The sequence below is a fragment of the Xanthomonas sp. 1678 genome (assembly GCF_031455575.1).
Classification (GTDB): domain Bacteria; phylum Pseudomonadota; class Gammaproteobacteria; order Xanthomonadales; family Xanthomonadaceae; genus Xanthomonas_A.
This window is the reverse complement of record NZ_JAVDSZ010000011.1, coordinates 15,093-33,399: the sequence shown is the minus strand read 5'-3', so window position 1 is coordinate 33,399 and position 18,307 is coordinate 15,093. Positions and strand designations below refer to the sequence as shown.

At 69.2% G+C, this 18,307-nt stretch carries 12 protein-coding genes and 5 tRNA genes; 10 read left to right on the top strand and 7 right to left on the bottom strand.

Translation table 11 applies throughout. The features are described from left to right. Positions 1 to 8: 8 nt before the first annotated feature. Both J2Y70_RS17780 and J2Y70_RS17775 read left to right on the top strand, forming a co-directional pair. Positions 9 to 218 (top strand): PspC domain-containing protein, encoded by a 210-nt coding sequence (locus tag J2Y70_RS17780; RefSeq protein WP_263394620.1) that lies wholly within the window; start codon positions 9 to 11, stop codon positions 216 to 218. Further along, on the top strand, positions 215 to 667 hold the full coding sequence (locus J2Y70_RS17775; RefSeq protein ID WP_309920504.1) for a hypothetical protein: 453 nt from the start codon (positions 215 to 217) through the stop codon (positions 665 to 667). Before J2Y70_RS17780 ends, J2Y70_RS17775 begins: the two co-directional genes overlap by 4 nt. 2 nt (positions 668 to 669) lie before the next feature. Here the strand turns inward: J2Y70_RS17775 and J2Y70_RS17770 are convergent, their stop codons facing one another. Further along, positions 670 to 1,881 (bottom strand): FAD-dependent oxidoreductase, encoded by a 1,212-nt coding sequence (locus J2Y70_RS17770; RefSeq protein ID WP_309920501.1) that lies wholly within the window; start codon positions 1,879 to 1,881, stop codon positions 670 to 672. A 175-nt stretch (positions 1,882 to 2,056) separates the two neighbouring features. Between J2Y70_RS17770 and J2Y70_RS17765 the strand changes: the two genes are divergently transcribed. From J2Y70_RS17765 to J2Y70_RS17755, 3 genes are all read left to right on the top strand, one after another. Then, entirely contained in the window at positions 2,057 to 2,272 is a 216-nt protein-coding gene (locus J2Y70_RS17765; RefSeq protein WP_263394618.1) for a hypothetical protein, read from the top strand. Between the two features lie 75 nt (positions 2,273 to 2,347). Next, complete coding sequence (locus J2Y70_RS17760; protein WP_309920496.1) at positions 2,348 to 3,976, top strand: hybrid sensor histidine kinase/response regulator; 1,629 nt, start codon at positions 2,348 to 2,350, stop codon at positions 3,974 to 3,976. Positions 3,977 to 4,104: 128 nt separating this feature from the next. Then, the gene (locus J2Y70_RS17755) at positions 4,105 to 6,483 is read left to right on the top strand and encodes a Tex family protein (protein WP_309920493.1); all 2,379 of its coding nucleotides are present in this window, start codon (positions 4,105 to 4,107) and stop codon (positions 6,481 to 6,483) included. Between the two features lie 73 nt (positions 6,484 to 6,556). Here J2Y70_RS17755 and J2Y70_RS17750 read toward each other — a convergent pair whose 3' ends face one another. Further along, positions 6,557 to 10,402, bottom strand: a complete 3,846-nt coding sequence (locus J2Y70_RS17750) for a PAS domain-containing protein (protein ID WP_309920490.1) — start codon at positions 10,400 to 10,402, stop codon at positions 6,557 to 6,559. Between the two features lie 118 nt (positions 10,403 to 10,520). Beyond that, positions 10,521 to 10,901, bottom strand: a complete 381-nt coding sequence (locus J2Y70_RS17745; protein WP_263394614.1) for a response regulator — start codon at positions 10,899 to 10,901, stop codon at positions 10,521 to 10,523. Positions 10,902 to 11,035: 134 nt separating this feature from the next. Here J2Y70_RS17745 and J2Y70_RS17740 point away from each other — a divergent pair. The 5 genes from J2Y70_RS17740 (at position 11,036) to J2Y70_RS17720 (ending at position 12,154) form a co-directional block, all read left to right on the top strand. Beyond that, positions 11,036 to 11,122 (top strand) — tRNA-Leu (locus J2Y70_RS17740). Positions 11,123 to 11,652: 530 nt separating this feature from the next. Continuing rightward, positions 11,653 to 11,728, top strand: a tRNA-Ala gene (locus tag J2Y70_RS17735). A gap of 48 nt (positions 11,729 to 11,776) precedes the next feature. Further along, positions 11,777 to 11,852: transfer RNA gene (locus J2Y70_RS17730), tRNA-Glu, on the top strand. A gap of 105 nt (positions 11,853 to 11,957) precedes the next feature. Continuing rightward, a tRNA-Ala gene (locus tag J2Y70_RS17725) sits at positions 11,958 to 12,033 on the top strand. A gap of 45 nt (positions 12,034 to 12,078) precedes the next feature. Beyond that, a tRNA-Glu gene (locus tag J2Y70_RS17720) sits at positions 12,079 to 12,154 on the top strand. Positions 12,155 to 12,218: 64 nt separating this feature from the next. Here J2Y70_RS17720 and J2Y70_RS17715 read toward each other — a convergent pair. Genes J2Y70_RS17715 through J2Y70_RS17700 form a run of 4 tightly spaced genes read right to left on the bottom strand, consistent with a single transcriptional unit; the run spans position 12,219 to position 18,291 of the window. Continuing rightward, positions 12,219 to 13,397 (bottom strand): alpha/beta fold hydrolase, encoded by a 1,179-nt coding sequence (locus J2Y70_RS17715; protein ID WP_309920485.1) that lies wholly within the window; start codon positions 13,395 to 13,397, stop codon positions 12,219 to 12,221. 24 nt (positions 13,398 to 13,421) lie between these two features. After that, positions 13,422 to 14,063, bottom strand: a complete 642-nt coding sequence (locus tag J2Y70_RS17710) for a hypothetical protein (RefSeq protein WP_309920483.1) — start codon at positions 14,061 to 14,063, stop codon at positions 13,422 to 13,424. Positions 14,064 to 14,095: 32 nt separating this feature from the next. Then, positions 14,096 to 17,176, bottom strand: coding sequence for an efflux RND transporter permease subunit (locus J2Y70_RS17705; protein WP_309920480.1), 3,081 nt, complete (start codon positions 17,174 to 17,176; stop codon positions 14,096 to 14,098). Beyond that, positions 17,173 to 18,291: an efflux RND transporter periplasmic adaptor subunit gene (locus J2Y70_RS17700; RefSeq protein ID WP_309920478.1), complete on the bottom strand. Its 1,119-nt coding sequence runs from the start codon at positions 18,289 to 18,291 to the stop codon at positions 17,173 to 17,175. Before J2Y70_RS17700 ends, J2Y70_RS17705 begins: the two co-directional genes overlap by 4 nt. Positions 18,292 to 18,307 lie beyond the last annotated feature (16 nt).

The following is an 18,307-nucleotide window of genomic DNA, read 5'->3' as shown; positions in this document are numbered from 1 at the left end:
CCGCCGCCATGTCCCAGCCCAAACCCACCCGTACGCTGTCGCGCTCGCTCGACGATCGCATGATCGCCGGCGTGATCGGCGGCATCGCGCATCGCTTCGGCTGGAGCGCGACGCTGCTGCGCGTGGTCTACGTGATCGGCTCGATCGCCTCGGCCGCGTTCCCCGGCATCCTGGTCTATCTGATCCTGTGGCTGCTGATTCCCAACGAAGCCGATTGACGCAGCCGGCGACGGCGCTGCGCCGGGCCGGGTTCGTGCTGGGCGCGCTGTGGACCTTGCCCAATACGCTGCTGGGCCTGACCGCCGGACTCGCCGCGATGCTGGTCGGTGCCCGTGCACGCATCAGCCGGCGCGAGCTGGCGCTGGTGTTCGACCGGTTTCCCTGGGGGCCGCGCGGCGCATTGACGCTGGGCAACGTGATCCTGGTCAGCGCCGACGACCTGGACGTGGCCTGTGCCACCTACGAACACGCCGCCGGCCGCTGCCGGCACCCGAACGTACGCCTCGGCGATCACGAGCGCGCCCACGTGCTGCAGTACCTGGTGCTGGGGCCGCTGTTCCTGCCGGTGTACTTCGCCTGCGGCGGCGTCCATGTACGCAACCCGCTTGAGCGCGCCGCCGATCGCTACGCGATGCTCGGCCGCGGCTGGTGGCCGGGGCGGAGCTGAGCTCAGTCCAGCCGGGCGAAACCGAACAGCTGCTTGAGCGGATGCGCGCGGCGCTCGATGTGCGCACGCAACAGGCTGGCGCCGAGCATGCTGTAGGTGATGCCATTGCCGCCGTAGGCCATCGCGAACTGCATGCGCGGCCCGCGCTGCGGATGCGGGCCGAAGAAGGGCAGGCCGTCTTCGGTTTCGGCGAAGGTGCCGGCCCAGGCGAAGGTGGGCTTCAGGTCCAGGCCCGGCATCGCCTTGGCGATCTTGCGCGACAGCGTGCGCGCCTTGCCGTCGACGCGGGCGTCGCGGCGCAGCGGGATGTCCACGCCGTCGTCCTCGCCGCCGGCGACGATGCGCCCGTTGCCGGTGGTGCGCAGGTACAGGTAGGGGCGCGCGCTTTCCCACACCATCGTGTGCTTCAGCGCGCCGAGCATCGCGTCGTCCAGCGGATCGCTGACGAATGCGTAGCTGCTGCGGTTGCGGGCCACGCGCGGGTCCAGCCAGCGCTGGCTGGCGTAGCCGGCCGCGATCACCACGTGCCCGGCGCGGACCTGCAGGCCCTGCTCGGTATGCAGGGTGGCGCCGCGGCGGCTCAGGTCGATGAGCTCGACGCGGGTGCGGTCGTAGACCCCGACGCCGCGCTTGTGCGCGCGGCCGAGCAGGCGGTAGGTCAGGCGGTAGGGATCCACCCGCGCCGCCTGGCGGCTGAGGATCGCGCCGTGGGCGTCGATGCCGTAGTCGGCGCGCAGCGCCTGCGCATCCAGCCACTCCACCTCGAGTCCGTGGCGCGCGCGCAGCTGCAGCTCCTGCTGCAGTACGCGCACGTGACGGCGGCGGCTGGCGTAGTACAGGCTGTCGTTCCAGCCGAAGTCGACATCGCGCAGCGGCCGCGCCAGCGCCCGCAACTGCTCCACCGCCTGCGCGCAGGAGCGGTAGGCGAGGGCGGCGGCGTCCTCGTCGTAGCGCTTGGCCAGGTCGATCATGTGGGTGTCGATCTCGTACTGCAGCAATGCGGTGCTGGCGGCGGTACTGCCCCAGCCGACGTCGCGTTGCTCCAGCACGACGACCTCGTGGCCGTGCGCCGACAGTTCGTCGGCGATCAGCGCGGCGGTGATGCCGCCGCCGACGATCGCCACATCGCAGCGCAGGTCGCTGCGCAGTTGCGGGAAGGCCTGGATCAGGCCGTTGCGCACGGACCAGAAGGGGTAGCCGCTCTTGAGATCCATGCAGGTCCGCCAGGGAGGGGTGCGCGACTACCGGGCATGGGCAGTTAAGCCGGTGTGAGAAAGAAGTAAGTCATCTGCGGGCAAACAGCGACGATTAACCTGCGTGGAGAATCCCCTCACGTGGCGCTGTGTAGGCTGCGCGCCAGTTCCACGAATTCCCAACAGAGGAAGCGTCATGTCGGTCGTTCTGTATATCGGTGGCAGCAAGGATGGCGAGAAGGGCGTGATGCCCTACGGCTTCAGCAAGTCGATGAAGGAAACCGCCTCAGGGCCGGAGATCTACGTCGAACGCGTGCTTGCGGTGAGCGATCGGCAGGTGCGGATCATGGCGCTGGAATCGTTGCAGGACGAAATCGTCGTGGAACGGCTGCACAAGTACTATTCGCGTTGACGCCGGCGTGCGGACCCCGGTGTGGTCGCCCGCATAGGCGGGCCAGCAACGGTTCGCATGGAACTACGATCGACCATGCCAGCACCCGATACCCGTAAGCCATCGCGCGTCACCGTCCACGAAAACACCACCGCCGACCTGTCCGACCACCGCAGCGACATCTTCTTCGCCGCCGTGGAAACCACGCGCATGCCGATGATCGTCACCGATCCCAGGCAGGCGGACAACCCCATCGTGTTCGTCAACCGCGCGTTCGTGGAGATGACCGGCTACAGCAGCGACGAACTGCTCGGCAACAACTGCCGCTTCCTGCAGGGACCGGACACCGATCGCGATACCGTGGACAGCGTTCGCGAGGCGATCGCCACACGCAGCGAAGTGGCGGTGGAGATCCTCAACTATCGCAAGGACGGTTCCAGTTTCTGGAATGCGTTGTTCATCTCGCCGGTCTACAACGAGCACGGCGAGCTGGTCTACTTCTTCGGCTCGCAGCTGGACGTCAGCCGCCGCCGCGATACCGAGGACGCCTTGCGCCAGGCGCAGAAGATGGAGGCGCTGGGCCAGCTGACCGGCGGCATCGCGCACGACTTCAACAACCTGCTGCAGGTCATGTCCGGCTATCTGGAACTGATCGAGCATGCGGTGGAGCGCGAGCCGCTGGATCCGGCGCGGCTGCGCAAGAGCGTGGAGCGCGCGCGCGACGCCGCCGGCCAGGCCGCGCGGCTGACCCAGCAATTGCTGGCCTTCGCGCGCAAGCAGAAGCTGGAAGGGCGCGTGCTCAACCTCAACGCGCTGGTCGCCGGCATGAGCGACGTGGCCGAGCGCACGCTGGGCGACGGCATCACCTTCGCGCTGGACCTGGCGGCCGACCTGCGCAACTGCCGGATCGATCCGACCCAGGCCGAGGTGGCGCTGCTCAACATCCTGATCAACGCGCGCGACGCGATGGCCGCGCAGCCTGCGCCGCGCCTGGTCATCCAGACCCGCAACGTGTCGATCCGCGCCGACGAACCCACCACCTACGACAACCTGTTGCCCGGCCACTACGTCTGCGTCTCGGTCACCGACAACGGCAGCGGCATGTCGCCGGACGTGCTGGCCCACGTGCTGGATCCGTTCTTCACCACCAAGGACGAGGGCAAGGGCACCGGCCTGGGCCTGTCGATGGTGTACGGCTTCGCCAAGCAGTCCGGCGGCGCGGTGCGGTTGTATTCGGAAGAGGGCCACGGCACCACGGTGCGGCTGTACTTCCCGATCGACGACAACGTCGAGAACGTCTCGCCGCGCGATTCGCGCACCCGCCGCGCGTTCGACCGGCAGGGCGACGAGACGATCCTGATCGTGGAGGACCGGCCGGACATCGCCGAACTGGCGCGCCTGTTCCTGGAGGACCAGGGCTACGCCACCCACGTCGTGCACAACGCGCGCGAGGCGTTGGAACTGCTCGACACCGGGGTGCACGTGGACCTGCTGTATTCGGACCTGATCATGCCCGGCGGGCTCAACGGGGTGATGCTGGCGCGTGAGGCGCGGCGGCGCCGGCCCAGGCTCAAGGTGTTGCTGACCACCGGCTACGCCGAGTCCACGATCGAGCGCACCGATGCCGGCGGCGCCGAGTTCGAGGTGCTGTCCAAGCCCTACAACCGCCTGGACCTGACCCGCAAGGTGCGCATCGTGCTGGACGGCCCCACCGGCGTGAGCTGATGGCGACAGGCGGGCTGGTCGGCGTGCGCTGACGCCGACAGGTCGGCGCGCGCCTGTCAACGGGTTCCCCGATGGCCCGGGCGCTGCGAAAATGCCGGTTTTCCGCAAGGCGGCTCCGGCCGGACGCAATGCACGACACTCAGCTCGCCCAGCAGATCGCCCGTACCATCGCCGAGGAGATCGGCGCCCAGCCCGCGCAGGCGCGCGCCGCGATCGCCTTGCTCGACGAAGGCGCCAGCGTCCCGTTCATCGCGCGCTACCGCAAGGAAGTCACCGGCGGCCTCGACGACACCCAGTTGCGCAACCTGGAAACCCGCCTGACCTATCTGCGCGAGCTGGAAGACCGCCGCGCCGCGGTGCTGGCCAGCATCGACGAACAGGGCAAGCTCAGCGACGAACTGCGCGCGGAGATCGTCGCCGCCGATACCAAGTCGCGGCTGGAAGACCTGTACCTGCCGTACAAGCCCAAGCGCCGCACGCGTGCGCAGATCGCGCGCGAAGCGGGCCTGGAACCGCTGGCCGATGGCCTGCTGGCCGACCCGTCGCTGACGCCGGACAGCTTCGCCGCGAGCTTCGTCGACGCCGACAAGGGCGTGGCCGACGTCAAGGCGGCGCTGGAGGGCGCGCGCGCGATCCTGATGGAGCGCTGGGGCGAAGACGCGGCGTTGGTCGGCGAACTGCGCGGCTGGCTCGGCGACGTCGGCGTGATCCGCGCGCGCGTGGCCGAGGGCAAGGAGCAGGAAGGCGCCAAGTACCGCGACTACTTCGACCATGCCGAGGCGCTGGCCAAGATTCCCTCGCACCGGCTGCTGGCGCTGTTCCGCGCGCGCCGCGAGGAAATCGTGTACCTGGAACTGGACCCGGGCAGCGACGCCGAGGCCGGCCACCAGTACGCCGAGGGCCGCGTCGCGCTGCGCGCCGGCATCGCCAACCAGGGCCGCCCCGGCGACCGCTGGCTGCTCGATGCCTGCCGCCTGACCTGGCGCGCCAAGCTGCACATGCACCTGCTGCTGGACCTGTTCAACCAGGCGCGCGAGAAGGCCGAAGCCGAGGCGATCGCGGTGTTCGGCGACAACCTGCAGGACCTGATGCTGGCCGCGCCGGCCGGCGCGCGGGTGACCCTGGGCCTGGATCCGGGCATCCGCACCGGCTGCAAGATCGCGGTGGTCGATGCCACCGGCAAGCTGCTCGCCACCGATACCATCTATCCGCACGAGCCGCGCAAGCAGTGGGACCAGTCGCTGCACACGCTCAGGCAGCTGTGCACGCAACATGGCGTGGAACTGATCGCGATCGGCAACGGCACCGCCAGCCGCGAGACCGACAGGCTCGCCGCCGACCTGATCAAGCAGAACCCGCAGCTGAAGCTGGAGAAGATCGTGGTCAGCGAGGCCGGCGCGTCGGTATATTCGGCGTCCGAATTCGCGGCCAAGGAGTTCCCGCAGCTGGACGTGTCGCTGCGCGGCGCGGTGTCGATCGCGCGGCGCCTGCAGGATCCGCTGGCGGAACTGGTCAAGATCGAGCCGAAGGCGATCGGCGTGGGCCAGTACCAGCACGACGTGGACCAGTACCGCCTGGCGCGGGCGCTGGACGCGCGCGTGGAGGACTGCGTCAACGCGGTCGGCGTCCACGTCAACACCGCTTCGGCGGCGCTGCTGTCGCGCGTGTCCGGGCTGTCGGCCAGCGTGGCCGAGAACATCGTCCGCCACCGCGACGACAACGGCCCGTTCAAGCGCCGCAAGGAACTGCTGAAGGTGCCGCGGCTGGGCGAGAAGACCTTCGAGCAATGCGCCGGCTTCCTGCGCATCGCCGACGGCGACGAGCCGCTGGACGCCTCGGCGGTGCACCCGGAAGCGTATCCGGTGGTGGAGCGCATCGTCGGCGCCACCGGCAAGCCGATCAAGGCGCTGATCGGCGACGGCGGCTTCCTGCGCGCGCTCAAGCCGGACCAGTTCACCGACGAAAAGTTCGGCGTGCCGACCGTGCGCGACATCCTCAAGGAACTGGAGAAGCCGGGCCGCGATCCGCGTCCGGAGTTCAAGGCCGCGCGCTTCGCCGACGGGGTGGAGGACATCAAGGACCTCAGGCCGGGCATGGTGCTGGAGGGCGTGGTCAGCAACGTCGCCGCGTTCGGTGCGTTCGTCGACATCGGCGTGCACCAGGACGGGCTGGTGCACATCTCCGCGTTGTCCGACAGCTACGTCAAGGATCCGCGCGACGTGGTCAAGGCCGGCGACATCGTCAAGGTCAAGGTGCTGGAAGTGGACGTGGCGCGCAAGCGCATCGCGTTGACCCGGCGCCTGGACGATACGCCGGCGCCGGCGTCGGCGCGCGCCGGCGAGCGCGACGGCGGCGCGCGTCCGGCGGCAGGCGCGCCGCGTCGCGAACGCGATGCGCGCGGCGGCAATGGCGGCAATGGCGGAGGCAACGGCAAGCCGCGCGCCGCGGCCGCGCCGCCGCAGAACAGCGCCCTGGCCGACGCGTTCGCACGCGCCAAGCGCAGCTGAGCGGGCACAGCCGCGTGCTGCTGGCCGGGCCGCGGGCCGCGGGACGCACGGCGCGCAGCGTTGCCGCGCCGGCTCAGGCCGGTTCGGTCTGCGCGTTCGGATCCTGCTCGGCGGCGATCTGCGGCTGGGTCAGCGAGGCCGCCAGCGCGATCAGCTTGGCCGGGTCCACCGGCTTGCCCAGATGCGCGTTGAAGCCGGCTTCCAGCGCCAGCGAGCGGTCCTCGCCGCGCACGTACGCGGTCAACGCGATCGCCGGGATGCGGCTGGCCGCACCGGCACCGCGGGCGCGCACGCTGCGGATCAGACTGTGCCCGTCGCGGCGCGGCATGCCCACGTCGCTGACCAGCAGGTCGTAAGGACGCTCGCGCAGCAGGGATTCGGCGTCGTCGGCGGACACTGCGGCGTCGACCACCGCGCCGACTTGCTGCAGGAAGCGCTGGGTGACGCCGCGCGAATCCATGTCGTCGTCGACGACCAGCACGCGCAGCCCGTTCAGGCGGATCCTGCCGCGCTGCATCGCCGCGGCGGCGAGCGCCGCGCTGTCGCTGCGCCGCGCCGGATCCAGGCCTGGCAGGTCGTTGCGCGGCAGCAGCAGGGTAAAGGTGGCGCCGAGGCCGACCCCTTCGCTGCTGACCGACAGCTGGCCGTGGTGCATTTCCGTCAGTTGCTTGGCGATCGCCAGGCCCAGGCCCAGGCCGCCGGCGCTGCGCGTGCTGCTGGCGTCGGCCTGGCGGAAACGGTCGAATACGTGCGGCAGGAACAGCGGGTCGATGCCGGCGCCGCTGTCGCTGACGCTGATGCGCAGATGGGTGGCGCTATGGTCGAGCGTCACCGTGACCTTGCCCCCGCTAGGGGTGAACTTGATCGCATTGCCGATCAGGTTGGTCAGCACCTGCTGCAGGCGCACCGCGTCGCCGAGATAGGGCAGGGTGGCGCTGTCGCTGCACGGGGTCAGGACGATGTCGATGCCTTTGCGCTCGGCGCCGGGCCGGGCCGTATCGATCGCTTCGCCCGCCAGCGCGCACAGGTCCAGCTCGGCGGGTTCCAGGCGCACCTTGCCGGACAGGATGGCGCTCATGTCCAGCAGGTCGTCGATGATCTGCGCCTGCGCATGGGCGCTGCGCTCGATCACCTCCAGGCCCCGGGTCAGGTCCTTCTCGCGTACCGCCTCGCCCTGCATCAGCCGCGACCAGCCCAGGATCGCGTTGAGCGGGGTGCGCAGTTCGTGGCTCAGCGTGGCCAGGAATTCGTCCTTCATGCGGCTGGCGCGCTCGGCCTCGCCGCGCGCGCTCTGCTCGGCAGCAAGCAGCTGCTGCAGGCGCAGGTCAGTCTCGCGGCGTTCGATGATGATGCCGGCCAGGTGCGAGGCCGAGCGCGCCAGGTCCTGCTCGTGCGCGGTCGGGTAGTGCACGAACGGGTAGTACAGCGCGACCACGCCCAGGACCTGGCCGTCGCTGGCCAGGATCGGGGTGGAGCAACAGGCGACGATGTCCGCTTCGGCCGCCATCACCAGGTACTGCTGCCAGTTCGCGTCCACCCGCACATCGCTGCACAGCACCTGCCGGCGCAGGAACGCGGCGCGTCCGCAGCTGCCGCTGTGCTCGCCGATCGGCAGGCGCTGCACCGTCTTGCGGAACACCGCGGGCATGCTCGGCGCGGCGCCTTCCAGCAGGCATTGGCGGTGTTCGTCGACCAGCATGATGGTGCAGCGCAGGCCCACGTCGCTTTGCGCCTCGATGCCGCGCGCGATGGCTTCGAGCACCGCGGTCAGCGGCTTGCCGGTGGTGATCATCTCCAGCGCCGCGCGTTCGGCGGCGGTGGCGTTCTCGATCCGCTTGCGCTCGGCGATGTCCATCAGCGAGCCGATGAAGCCGAGGAACTGGCCGGCGGCGCTGAAGCGCGGCGTGGCGGTGTCCACGCACCAACGGTATTCGCCGTCGTGGCGGCGCAGCCGGTATTCGATGGTGAACGCGCGGCGATCGGCGGCGGCGCGGGTCAGCGCATGGCCGACGGCGGCGACATCGTCGGCATGGATCTTCTCCATCCAGCCCGATCCCATCGCCTCCTGTTCGGTCTGCCCGGTGAACAGGAACCACTGGCGGCTGACGTACTCGCAATCGCCGTCGGCGTTGGCCATCCAGATCAGCACCGGCGCGTTGTCGCACAGGTTGCGGAAGCGCAGTTCGCTTTCCTGCAGCCGTTGTTCGACCACGCGGCGATCGTGGATATCGGTATTGGTGCCGATCCAGCGCACGATCCGGCCGTCGCCGTCGCGGATGGGTAGCGCGCGGCCCAGATGCCAGCGGTAACTGCCGTCGTGGCGGCGCAATGGGTACTCGATCTCGTACGGCCGGCCGCTGTGTACGGCCTCCGGCCAGGCCTGCATCACCCGCGCCAGGCCTTCCTCGGTATGCACGGCGCGCCAGCTGTCGGGGCCGCGGTCGCCAGGCGGCAGCCCGGTGTACTCGTACCAGCGCCGGTTGAAGTAGTCGACATCGCCCTCGGGCGTGGCGGTGAACACGATCTGCGGCATCGCGTCGGCCAGTTCGCGCAGGCGCGCCTCGCTGCGTGCCAGGTCCGACTGCGCGCCGGCGCGCTCCATCGATTCCCAGCAGCGCGCCGCGACCAGCCGCACCAGTTCGATTTCCGCCGAGGTCCAGACCCGCGGCTGCACCTGATGCACGCCGATCGCCGCCACCAGGCGGCCGGCCTTGTGCAGCGGTGCGGTCAGGATCGCGCGCATGCCCAGGCGCCGATAGCCGGGATCGTCGAAGCGCAGTGGCGGCGAATGCGCCTCGGTGTCCTGCACCACCCACGGCCGGTTCTCGCGCACGCAGTCGAGCAGGTCGCTGCCGAAATCGCTGAAACGCGAGCGGCCGGTCAGGTGCGCGGTACCGTCGACGTAGTCGGCGCGCACGTCGAAGGCGTCCTCGTCGGTGTCGACGATCGCATAGGCGCAGCGGTTCGCCTGCAGGTGCTGGCCGAGCAGCGCGGCACCGGTTTCGCAGATGGCCTCGACGCTGTCCAGGTTCTGCAGCGCATCCTCGAGCATCAGCAGGAAGCTGTCGTGCGCCTGCGCGCGCGCCTGCTCGGTGCGGTCGATCCCGTGCACCAGCACGCCGGTGACGTTGCCCTCGGCGTCGCGCATCGGCTGGTACACGCATTCCAGCGTGGTCTCCGAGACCGCCTCGTGCGGCGTGCGGCGCAGGTTGAAGGTCATCGATTCGCCGGTGAACGGCTGGCCGCTGGCGCGCACGTTGTCGAGCAGGTCGATGAAGCCCTGCTGCAGGATCTCCGGGATCGCCTCGGCCAGCGGCTTGCCGACGACCTCGCGCGGCCCGACCAGTTGCTGGTAGCGCCGGTTGACGCTCTCCACAACGTAATCCGGGCCGCGCAGGATCGCCAGCGCCGCCGGCGACTGCTCGAACGCGTCGGCCATCTGCGTGCGCTGCGCGTCCAGCGCCTTCAACAGCGCATCGCGCTCGCGTTCCAGCCTGATCTGCGCGGTGTCCTCGGTACACACGCACAGCACGCCGCCAATGCCGCCGTGGTCGTCGAAGATCGGGCTATAGGAAAAAGTGAAATACGCCTCTTCGTCGTAGCCGTTGCGCGTCAGCACGAACGGCACGTGCGCGTTCCAGGTCGGCTCGCCGGTCGCCAGCACGCGTTCGGCCTGCAACCCGACCGTGGGCCACACGTCCGGCCACACCTCGGCCGAGGCGCGCCCGAACGCGAAGGGATGGCGCATCCCGAGGATCGGAATGTAGGCGTCGTTGTACAGGTTGATCATCCGCTGGCCCCAGCGGATCACCATCGGGAAGCGCGAGTTCAGGCACAGCGACAGCGCCGAGCGCAGGCTCTGCGGCCATTCCTGCAGCGGCCCCAGTTCGTGGCCGGACCAATCGGTGGCGCACAGCAACGCTCCCGTGGCGCTGTTGGCGGGCAGCCAGACAGGTGGGGCCGAGCGGTCATGGGCGTCGATGGCGGTGTTCCTTGAGTCTATCCCTGCCGTGGGGCAGGCTCCCGACCCGGGATTGTCAAGGCCGCGCGGTCATTTTCGCGTGAGCATCGAGCAGCGCCTTGATCAGCTGTTCCGACAGGTAAGGCTTGGTCAGCACGACCCCGGCGGCGAAGCCGGCAGGCAGCGATTCGGCGGCGACGCCGGTGGCCAGCACATAGGGGATCGCATGCTCGGTGAGCGTGCGTGCAACCGCTTCGCTGGTTTCGCCGGCGGCCAGGCGGAAATCGAGCACCGCGCGGTCCGGCCGCTCCTGCTCGATCAGCGCAAGCGCCTGCCGTACCGACTCGGCCGGGCCCAGCACTTCGGCGCCGGCCTGAGCGAGCTGCAGTTCCAGCAGCGTGGCGTTCATTTCGTCGTTCTCGACCACCAGGATGCGCAGGCCCTGCAATGCCGACATCGCTTGCTCGTTAAGGTTTGGGAACAGAAATTATAGCGGCAGCGGCGACGGCCTCGGCTAGACCCCGATCCCGGCGAAGATGAAGGATTTACCCCTGTCGCAGGCCGATACGGTCGGCTATACTTCGCGGCCGCGCCGAAGTGGCGGAATCGGTAGACGCAGCGGACTCAAAATCCGCCGCCCTTAAAAGCGTGTGGGTTCGAGTCCCACCTTCGGCACCAGGACCTACGGCAGCTTCGGCTGCCGTTTTTTTTCGCCGCACGTGTTGCGGCGCCTGCGGCGCTGCCAGGCAGCGCCGGCCACGCAGGACAGGATGGCCTCCGCGTTTCCTGGGCGCCGAACGTTCTGCATTGACGGCAGGGCGATCGATCGCGCGCGCCGCGCGCGATGGCGTGCAGACGTGCGCCGCTTGCAGCTACGGAACCCGCTGTCGCTGCGGATGCGTGTTCGCGCGCAGATGCATTCCTGCGCCGCAGGACCAGGGCCATATGCAGGACCGAAACGGGAGTTGGCCAGCTGCTTGGAATGCGGCGCGCCTGTGCGTCTTCGGTCCGGCGCATGGGTACAACGCATGCGGCATCCGGGTTTTCCAAGGCCGCAATGGATCGCGTTCGACCTGTCGAGCAGGGCGCGATCGACGCTTGCGCCTGCGCACGCGCCGATCGCGCGGCTCGCCGCAGTGAAGAAACTTCAAAAAACGCTTGCGCGTGCCAGGCGCCATCGCTAATATTCCGCTCCTCGCAGCACACGTGGGGCCATAGCTCAGCTGGGAGAGCGCTTGCATGGCATGCAAGAGGTCGCCGGTTCGATCCCGGCTGGCTCCACCAACTTTTTCGGGCACTAGGCCTGTCCGCAAAAGCTACATCGTTATCAGCGTCCCCATCGTCTAGAGGCCTAGGACATCACCCTTTCACGGTGGCGACCGGGGTTCGAATCCCCGTGGGGACGCCATTTTATTTGCAAGACATCTGAAGTCCGGCGCTGCCGGACTTTTTTTGTGCGGGATTTGTACATTCCGCGGGAATCGGGTACGATTCCGCTTCTGCCAGTACACGTGGGGCCATAGCTCAGCTGGGAGAGCGCTTGCATGGCATGCAAGAGGTCGCCGGTTCGATCCCGGCTGGCTCCACCAAGTTTTCGGACATAGGCCTGTCCGCAAAGCGGCAACACCATCAGCGTCCCCATCGTCTAGAGGCCTAGGACATCACCCTTTCACGGTGGCGACCGGGGTTCGAATCCCCGTGGGGACGCCATTTCGCAAGAAGACACCCGGCACTGCCGGGTGTTTTTTTGTCTGCGACGCGCCGTGCGTTTTCTTCAACGCAGCAGCTTGCGGATTTCCAGGATGGCTTGCGGAGTTTCCTGCACGCTGTGCCCGGAGGTGATGACGGTTTCCGACGCCGCGCCGTCCAGATGCGCGCTCCAGTAGGGCACGAAGCCGTCGTCGGATCGCGCCAGCGGCATGCGCGGATCGCGGCGGGCGATGATCGAGTGAAAGGTCACCTTCGGCGAGATCTTCAGGTCCGCCGCGGCCTGGACGAAGTCGTCGTGGTCGCTGAGGTTGTCCATGCTGGTCGGCAGCTTGCCGACCAGGCCGGTGCCGGTGATGTCCTTGAACTGGTCGAGGATGCGCGCGGGCATGCCGATCAGGCCGCCCACCAGGCTGCCGAGCATGCCGCTCGCCTGCGGGGTTCCGCGATGCGGCGAGGCAAGGAAGATCGCCTCGGAGACTTCGGCCATCGGCTCGAAATGCAGCATCGGCGACAGCCTGTTTCGCAGTGCCTGCTGCGCCTGCGGATCGAGCGCACCGTCGCCGAACAGGCGCTGCCACAGATGATCGCCGCCGCTGGAGGACACCATCAACCGCGCCAGCACGCCGCCCATGCTGTGCCCGACCAGCACCATGCCGTGCGCCGAGGCGCTGCGCCGGTGTGGATCGAAATGGTCCAGCGCCTGCTGCAGGCCCTTGCGGATCTCGATGTGGTTGTAGGCGATCGGCAGGTTGGTCGGGTAGTAGACCAGCCAGATCTGATAGCGGGCGCGCAGTTGTTCGTCGCCGAGCAGCTCGTTGGCCAGGTTCACCCAGGCCTCGGGGCTGCTGGCCAGGCCATGCAGCAGCACCAGCACGCGGCGGTTGGGATCGTAGGGCTGGGTCAGGAAGATGTGCGGCCGGTCGATGCCACGGGCCATGCCGAACAGCGTGCGCAACGACTGCGCGGCGAAACCGGAGCGCGCCATCCACACGCCGTGGCCGGCGCTGAAGTTGCCGGCCAGCGGCACGGCGTGGCCGCCCAGCGTGGCGTCGGCGCTCAGGTACGGATCGTAGGCTTCCACCCGCACGGCGCGACTGGCCAGCACCTTGGCCGGGCTGTCGCCATCGAAGCGCAGCAGCACGGTCAGGCTCGGCGTCGGCATTTCGCTGTAGGCCGGGCTCGTCTCGTCAGGCGCGCTTGCCGCGTCGCGCAACGAGGCCGCGTTCGGCAGTACCGCGACCATCTCCGCACCGAACCCGTCGCGTCGCTAGACGCTGCGCAGCCCGGTGAAGCGCAGGCCGCTGGCGGGCAACATCGTGTCCGGCATCGGCATTTCCTGCAACGCGCCCAGATGGCCTACATCCAGCATGATCCTCCAGCCGGGCAGGGCCGACAATTCCGCCGCGTTGCCGGCGAGCTGGCCCTGTTGCCGATAGCGCACGAACAGCGCCGACACTGCCTGTTGCACCGCGTAGTTGTAGTAGTCGCGTACTTGGGTCTGGCGATCCTCGAAGGCGCGTTCGCTGGGCGCGCGAGCGCTGAAGAACAGGTAGGCATAGGCGTAGCGTGCGGTTTCCAGCCATGCGCTCAGTTCGGCGTCGCTACGCGGCTGGCGCTTGGCCAGATGCAGCGACGCCTGCAGCCACAGTTCGGCGACGGTCGCCAGCGTGCGCTCCTGCGCTACGCCATCGTTGTCGAGCAACTGCTCGGCGCAGTAGCGGGTCCGGGCGCTGCAGGCGCTTTCGCTCAGGCCGAGCATGGCGAGTGTCTCGATCGCCGGGGCGCTGAGATGGCCGGTGGTGAGCGGGTCGCCGCGCTTGGCCTGGATGTACTCGGCCGCGCTCACCGACTTCAGCTTGACCATGGCGCAGCCGCTTGCGCCCAGCGCCAGGCACAGTACGGCGAGCAAGCGCCAGGCCCGGCCGGGCTTGCGCTGGCCGATCACGCCGCGGCCGCCCGTGCCGCGCTGCGGCCGGTGCGCAGCGCGAACAGCAGTTCGTACAGCACCGGGATCACGCCGAGCGTGACCAGCGTGCCCAGCGCCAGGCCGCCGATCATGGTGATCGCCATGCCGGTCCACAGCGGACCGGCGAACAGCATCAGCGGGACCAGGCCGACGATGCAGGTCAGCTTGGTCATCACGATCGGGCGCAGGCGCTTGACCGCCGCCGCGACCACCGCGTCGTGCAGGCTCAGGCCGTCCGCAAGTTCGGCATCGATGCGCTCCAGCAGCAGCACCGCGTTGTTGACGATGATGCCGGCCAGCGCGAGCAGGCCGAAGGTGGCCATGAAGCCGAACGGATAGCCGGTGAGCAGCAGCGCGAGGGCGGCGCCGATCAGCACGAACGGCACGCTGGAGACGACGATGAACAGCTTGCGGAACGAATTGAATTGCCAGATGAACAACAGCAGGATCGCGCCAAGCGCATGCGGCATGTATTGCAGCAAGGCCTGGTTGGCCTCGGCCGAATCCTCCAGCTCGCCGCCCATTTCGATGCGGTAGCCGGGCGGCAGGCGCAGCGCGGCGATCTTGTCGGCCAGGGCGGTCACGACTTCGTCGGTGGTCATGCCCGGGTTGCGCCCGGTGACGGTGATGGCGCGGCTCAGGTTACGGCGCTGGATCGCCGACGGTTCGGAGGACAGGGCGATCTCGGCGATCGCCGACAACGGCACGGCGGCACCACCGGATGGTGGGTAGAGCAGGGTGCTGCCCGGATCGCTGGCCGCGTCGCGTTCGCCGGCGCCGCCGCGCAGCACGATCGGCACGTTGACGCTGTCGTCGCGAATCGCCGAGGCATCGATGCCGCTGTAGCGCAGTTGCAGCGCCTGGGCGATGTCGTCGCTGCCGACTCCGGCGCGGCGCGCCTTGACCTGGTCGACGCGGACATCGACGCGGGGAATGCGGATCTCCCAGTCGTCGCTGACGTCGATGGTCCCGGGCAGCTGCCGCAAGGCCTGGGCGATGCCGGCGGCGATCCGGCGCAACTGCGCTTCGTCCGGCCCGACCACACGGTAGATCGCCACGCCGGATTCGGTCGAGCCCATCGAGAAGCGCTTGGGCTCGGCGCGCACGGCAGGATAGCCCTGGCGCATGTGCTGGCGGACGCGGGCGATGAGCGCGTCGAGGTCGGTGCCGGGGCGCACGCTGACGGTGAAGTAGGCGATGTTGGCCGCGGCCTGTGGCGGATTCAGGCCCAGCACGATGCGCGGTCCGCCGTCGGCCACGTAGCCGATGCTGTCCACGATCTCGGGGTAGCGTTCGCGATCGGCCAGCCAGCGGCTGATCGATTGCACGGTGCGCAGGGTTTCGCGCGCATCGCTGCCTGGTTGCAGGGTCACCGGCATCTGGAACTGCAGGCGGTCGGACTTGGGCAGGAAGCTGTAGGGAATCGCGCCCAGGATGGTGGCGGCCACCGCCAACAGCAGCAGCATGCTGCCCAGGAACAGCGCCTTGTGTTCAAGCAGGGTTTCGATGATGCGCCGGTAGCCGCGGTACAGCCTGGAGTCGTAGTGGTCGGCGCCTTCGGCATGCGCAGTGCCGTGTGCGCGCGCGAAGTACATGCACAGCAGCGGGGTCACGGTGACGCTGAGCAGCCACGAGCCGAGCAGGGTGACCGCCAGCACGATCGCCAGCGAACGCATGTATTCGTTGGTGCTGGTCTGGCCGAAGAAGAACGGCGAGAACGCGAGCACGATGACCAGCGAGGAGGTCAGCAACGGTAGCGCCAGCGTGCGCCCGGCCGCTTCGCAGGCGTGCCGGCGCTCCTCGCCGGCGGCGAGGCGGCGCTCGATGTCCTCGGCGATGACGATGCCGTTGTCCACCAGCAGCCCCAGCGCGAGGATGATCGCGGCGATGGACACCGTCTGCAGTTCCACGCTCAGCGCACGCATCACGATCAGTGTGCCGAGGATGGTCAGCGGCACGATCGCACCGACGATCAGGCCGGTGCGCCAGCCCAGGAACAGCATCACCACCGCCATCACGATGAGCACGGTCTCGCCCATGACGTGATGCATCTTGCCCATCTCGCGCTCGACCACGTCGGCCTGGAATGTGACCACGTGCTGGGCAAAGCCGACCGGCAGCATCCGCGCGGTCTCGCCGAGCTTCTGCCGCAGCGCCTGGCCCACTTGCGCGACGTTGTAGCCGGGCGCCATCGACACCGCCACCACCACCGCCGGTCGGCCCTGGTAGATGGCGGCGCTCTCCGGTGGATCGGCCGGCATCAGCTCGACGCGGGCCAGCTGCGACAGCGGGATCTGGCGTGCGCCGTCGGCGCCGGGCACCGAGATTAGCGTGTCGCGCAGTTCCTCCAGGCTACGGATCTCGCCGGAGGCGGTGACGGTCATCGCCAGGCCGGAGGCGGCGATCTGGCCGCCGCTGGCGACCACGTTCTGCGTGCGCAGCTGCTGCGCCACCGCGCTGGGCGTCACGCCGGCCTCGCTCAGCCGGGTGCGCTCGAAGGCGACGTAGATGCGGTCCTCGCGCAGTCCGTGGAAGCTGACGCGCTCCACGCCGGGCACGGTGTACAGCTGCTCGCGCATCTGCCGCAGCGGCGCGCGCATCTCGCTGGTGGTGAAGCCCGGCGCGGTCACCGCAATCGAGGCGATCGCGACGCGGCCGAAATCGTCGTCGACGAACGGCCCCTGCGTGCCCGGCGGCAACTCGGCGCTCGCGTCGGCGGCCTTGGTGCGCACCCGCTGCCATAGGGCGGGCAGGTCGTCGACGTCGTCGCGCGCGGTCAGTTGCACGATCGCGCTGCCCGGCCGCACCGTGGTGACGATCTTCTTGATGCCGCTCAGTTCGCGCAGGTGTTCCTCGAGCGGGCGCGCGATCATGTTCTCGACGCGCTCGCTGGGCATGCCCGGAAACGCGACCTGCACCACCGCGTCGCGCACGGTGACGCTGGGCTCCTCCTGCGAAGGGAAGCCGAGGAAGGTGACGATGCCGCCGATCAGGATCAGCACGGCGGTGAACAGCGCGAAGCGGCTCGAAGCGAGGGTGGCGCGGGTCAGGTTCATGGCGAGGCGTTGCCGGTCAGGCGGGTAGCGGGGCGGAAAGGGACGACGCGCTGTCCGTCGCTGAGGAAGGCCGCGCCGGCAGCGACAATGCGCTCGCCGGCGTCGAGGCCCTGGTGGATCTGCACGCGGCCGCCTTCGGCATCTCCGGTCACCACCTGGCGGCGGCGCACGGTGGCGTTGCCGTCCTGGTAGACGAACACCATCGGCTTGCCGTTGCCCATGCTCGGCACCACGGCGCTGAGCGGCACGCTCAATGGCGGTGTCCGCTCCTGCGGCAGCGCAAGCAGCAGGTTCTCGCCGCTGCGCAGGTGGGCGCTGTCGTCCGCGGCGCTTTCGAACAGCGCCTGTACGGTGGCGCCGCCGTCCAGGCGATCGGATACGCTGCGCAGTCGCAACGGCAGCGCCTGTCCGGGCCCGTCGGCCCGATACGCGGCCGCCGCCTGGCCGGGACGCAGCGACGCTGCCAGCGCCGCCGGCAGCGCGACCGTCACCTGCGCATGCCCGCGGCCTTCCAGTTGCAGCACCGGCTGGCCCGCGGCCACGTTGGCATCGGGCTGCTGCAGCCGCGCCACCACGCTGCCGTCGAACGGCGCACGTAGATCGGCCTGGCGCAAGCCGCGGCGTGCCAGCGCCAGGTCCGATCGCGCACTGCGCAGGCGTGCTTGCGCACTGGCGAACGCGGTCTTGGCGGCGGTCAAGGTGGTCGCGGATGCGGCGCCGTCCTCGAACATGGCCTGCTGCTGGGCCAGTTGGGTCTGCTGCTGTTGCAGGTCGGCGGCCGCAATGTGGACGTTGGCCTCGGCCTGCTCGGCGCGCAAGCGGTTCGGTTCCGGATCCAGCCGGGCCAGGATCTGGCCCTGGCGCACCGTGTCGCCGACGTCCACCTCGACAGAGGCGATGCGGCCGCCGCCTTCGAAGCCGAGCTCGGCACGCTGCGCCTGGCGCACCTGGGCAACGAAGCGATGGCCGTCGGTGTCGTCGCGGCTGCCGACGGCCTCCAGCTTCACCGCGCGCGGCGCTTCCGCAGGCGGCGGCGTGTCGCGGCTGCAGGCGGTCAACGACACTGCAGCCAGTGGCACGCAGACGCAAAGGAACATCGCAAGACTCGGTTTCATGGGCGTTCTACGTGGC

Bases quoted from the DNA above. Each gene is read 5' to 3' on its own strand.
- J2Y70_RS17780 (WP_263394620.1), top strand. From the start codon at position 9: ATGTCCCAGCCCAAACCCACCCGTACGCTGTCGCGCTCGCTCGACGAT.
- J2Y70_RS17770 (WP_309920501.1), bottom strand. From the start codon at position 1,881: ATGGATCTCAAGAGCGGCTACCCCTTCTGGTCCGTGCGCAACGGCCTG.
- J2Y70_RS17765 (WP_263394618.1), top strand. From the start codon at position 2,057: ATGTCGGTCGTTCTGTATATCGGTGGCAGCAAGGATGGCGAGAAGGGC.
- J2Y70_RS17760 (WP_309920496.1), top strand. From the start codon at position 2,348: ATGCCAGCACCCGATACCCGTAAGCCATCGCGCGTCACCGTCCACGAA.
- J2Y70_RS17755 (WP_309920493.1), top strand. From the start codon at position 4,105: ATGCACGACACTCAGCTCGCCCAGCAGATCGCCCGTACCATCGCCGAG.
- J2Y70_RS17745 (WP_263394614.1), bottom strand. From the start codon at position 10,901: ATGTCGGCATTGCAGGGCCTGCGCATCCTGGTGGTCGAGAACGACGAA.
- J2Y70_RS17715 (WP_309920485.1), bottom strand. From the start codon at position 13,397: ATGGTCGCGGTACTGCCGAACGCGGCCTCGTTGCGCGACGCGGCAAGC.
- J2Y70_RS17705 (WP_309920480.1), bottom strand. From the start codon at position 17,176: ATGAACCTGACCCGCGCCACCCTCGCTTCGAGCCGCTTCGCGCTGTTC.
- J2Y70_RS17700 (WP_309920478.1), bottom strand. From the start codon at position 18,291: ATGAAACCGAGTCTTGCGATGTTCCTTTGCGTCTGCGTGCCACTGGCT.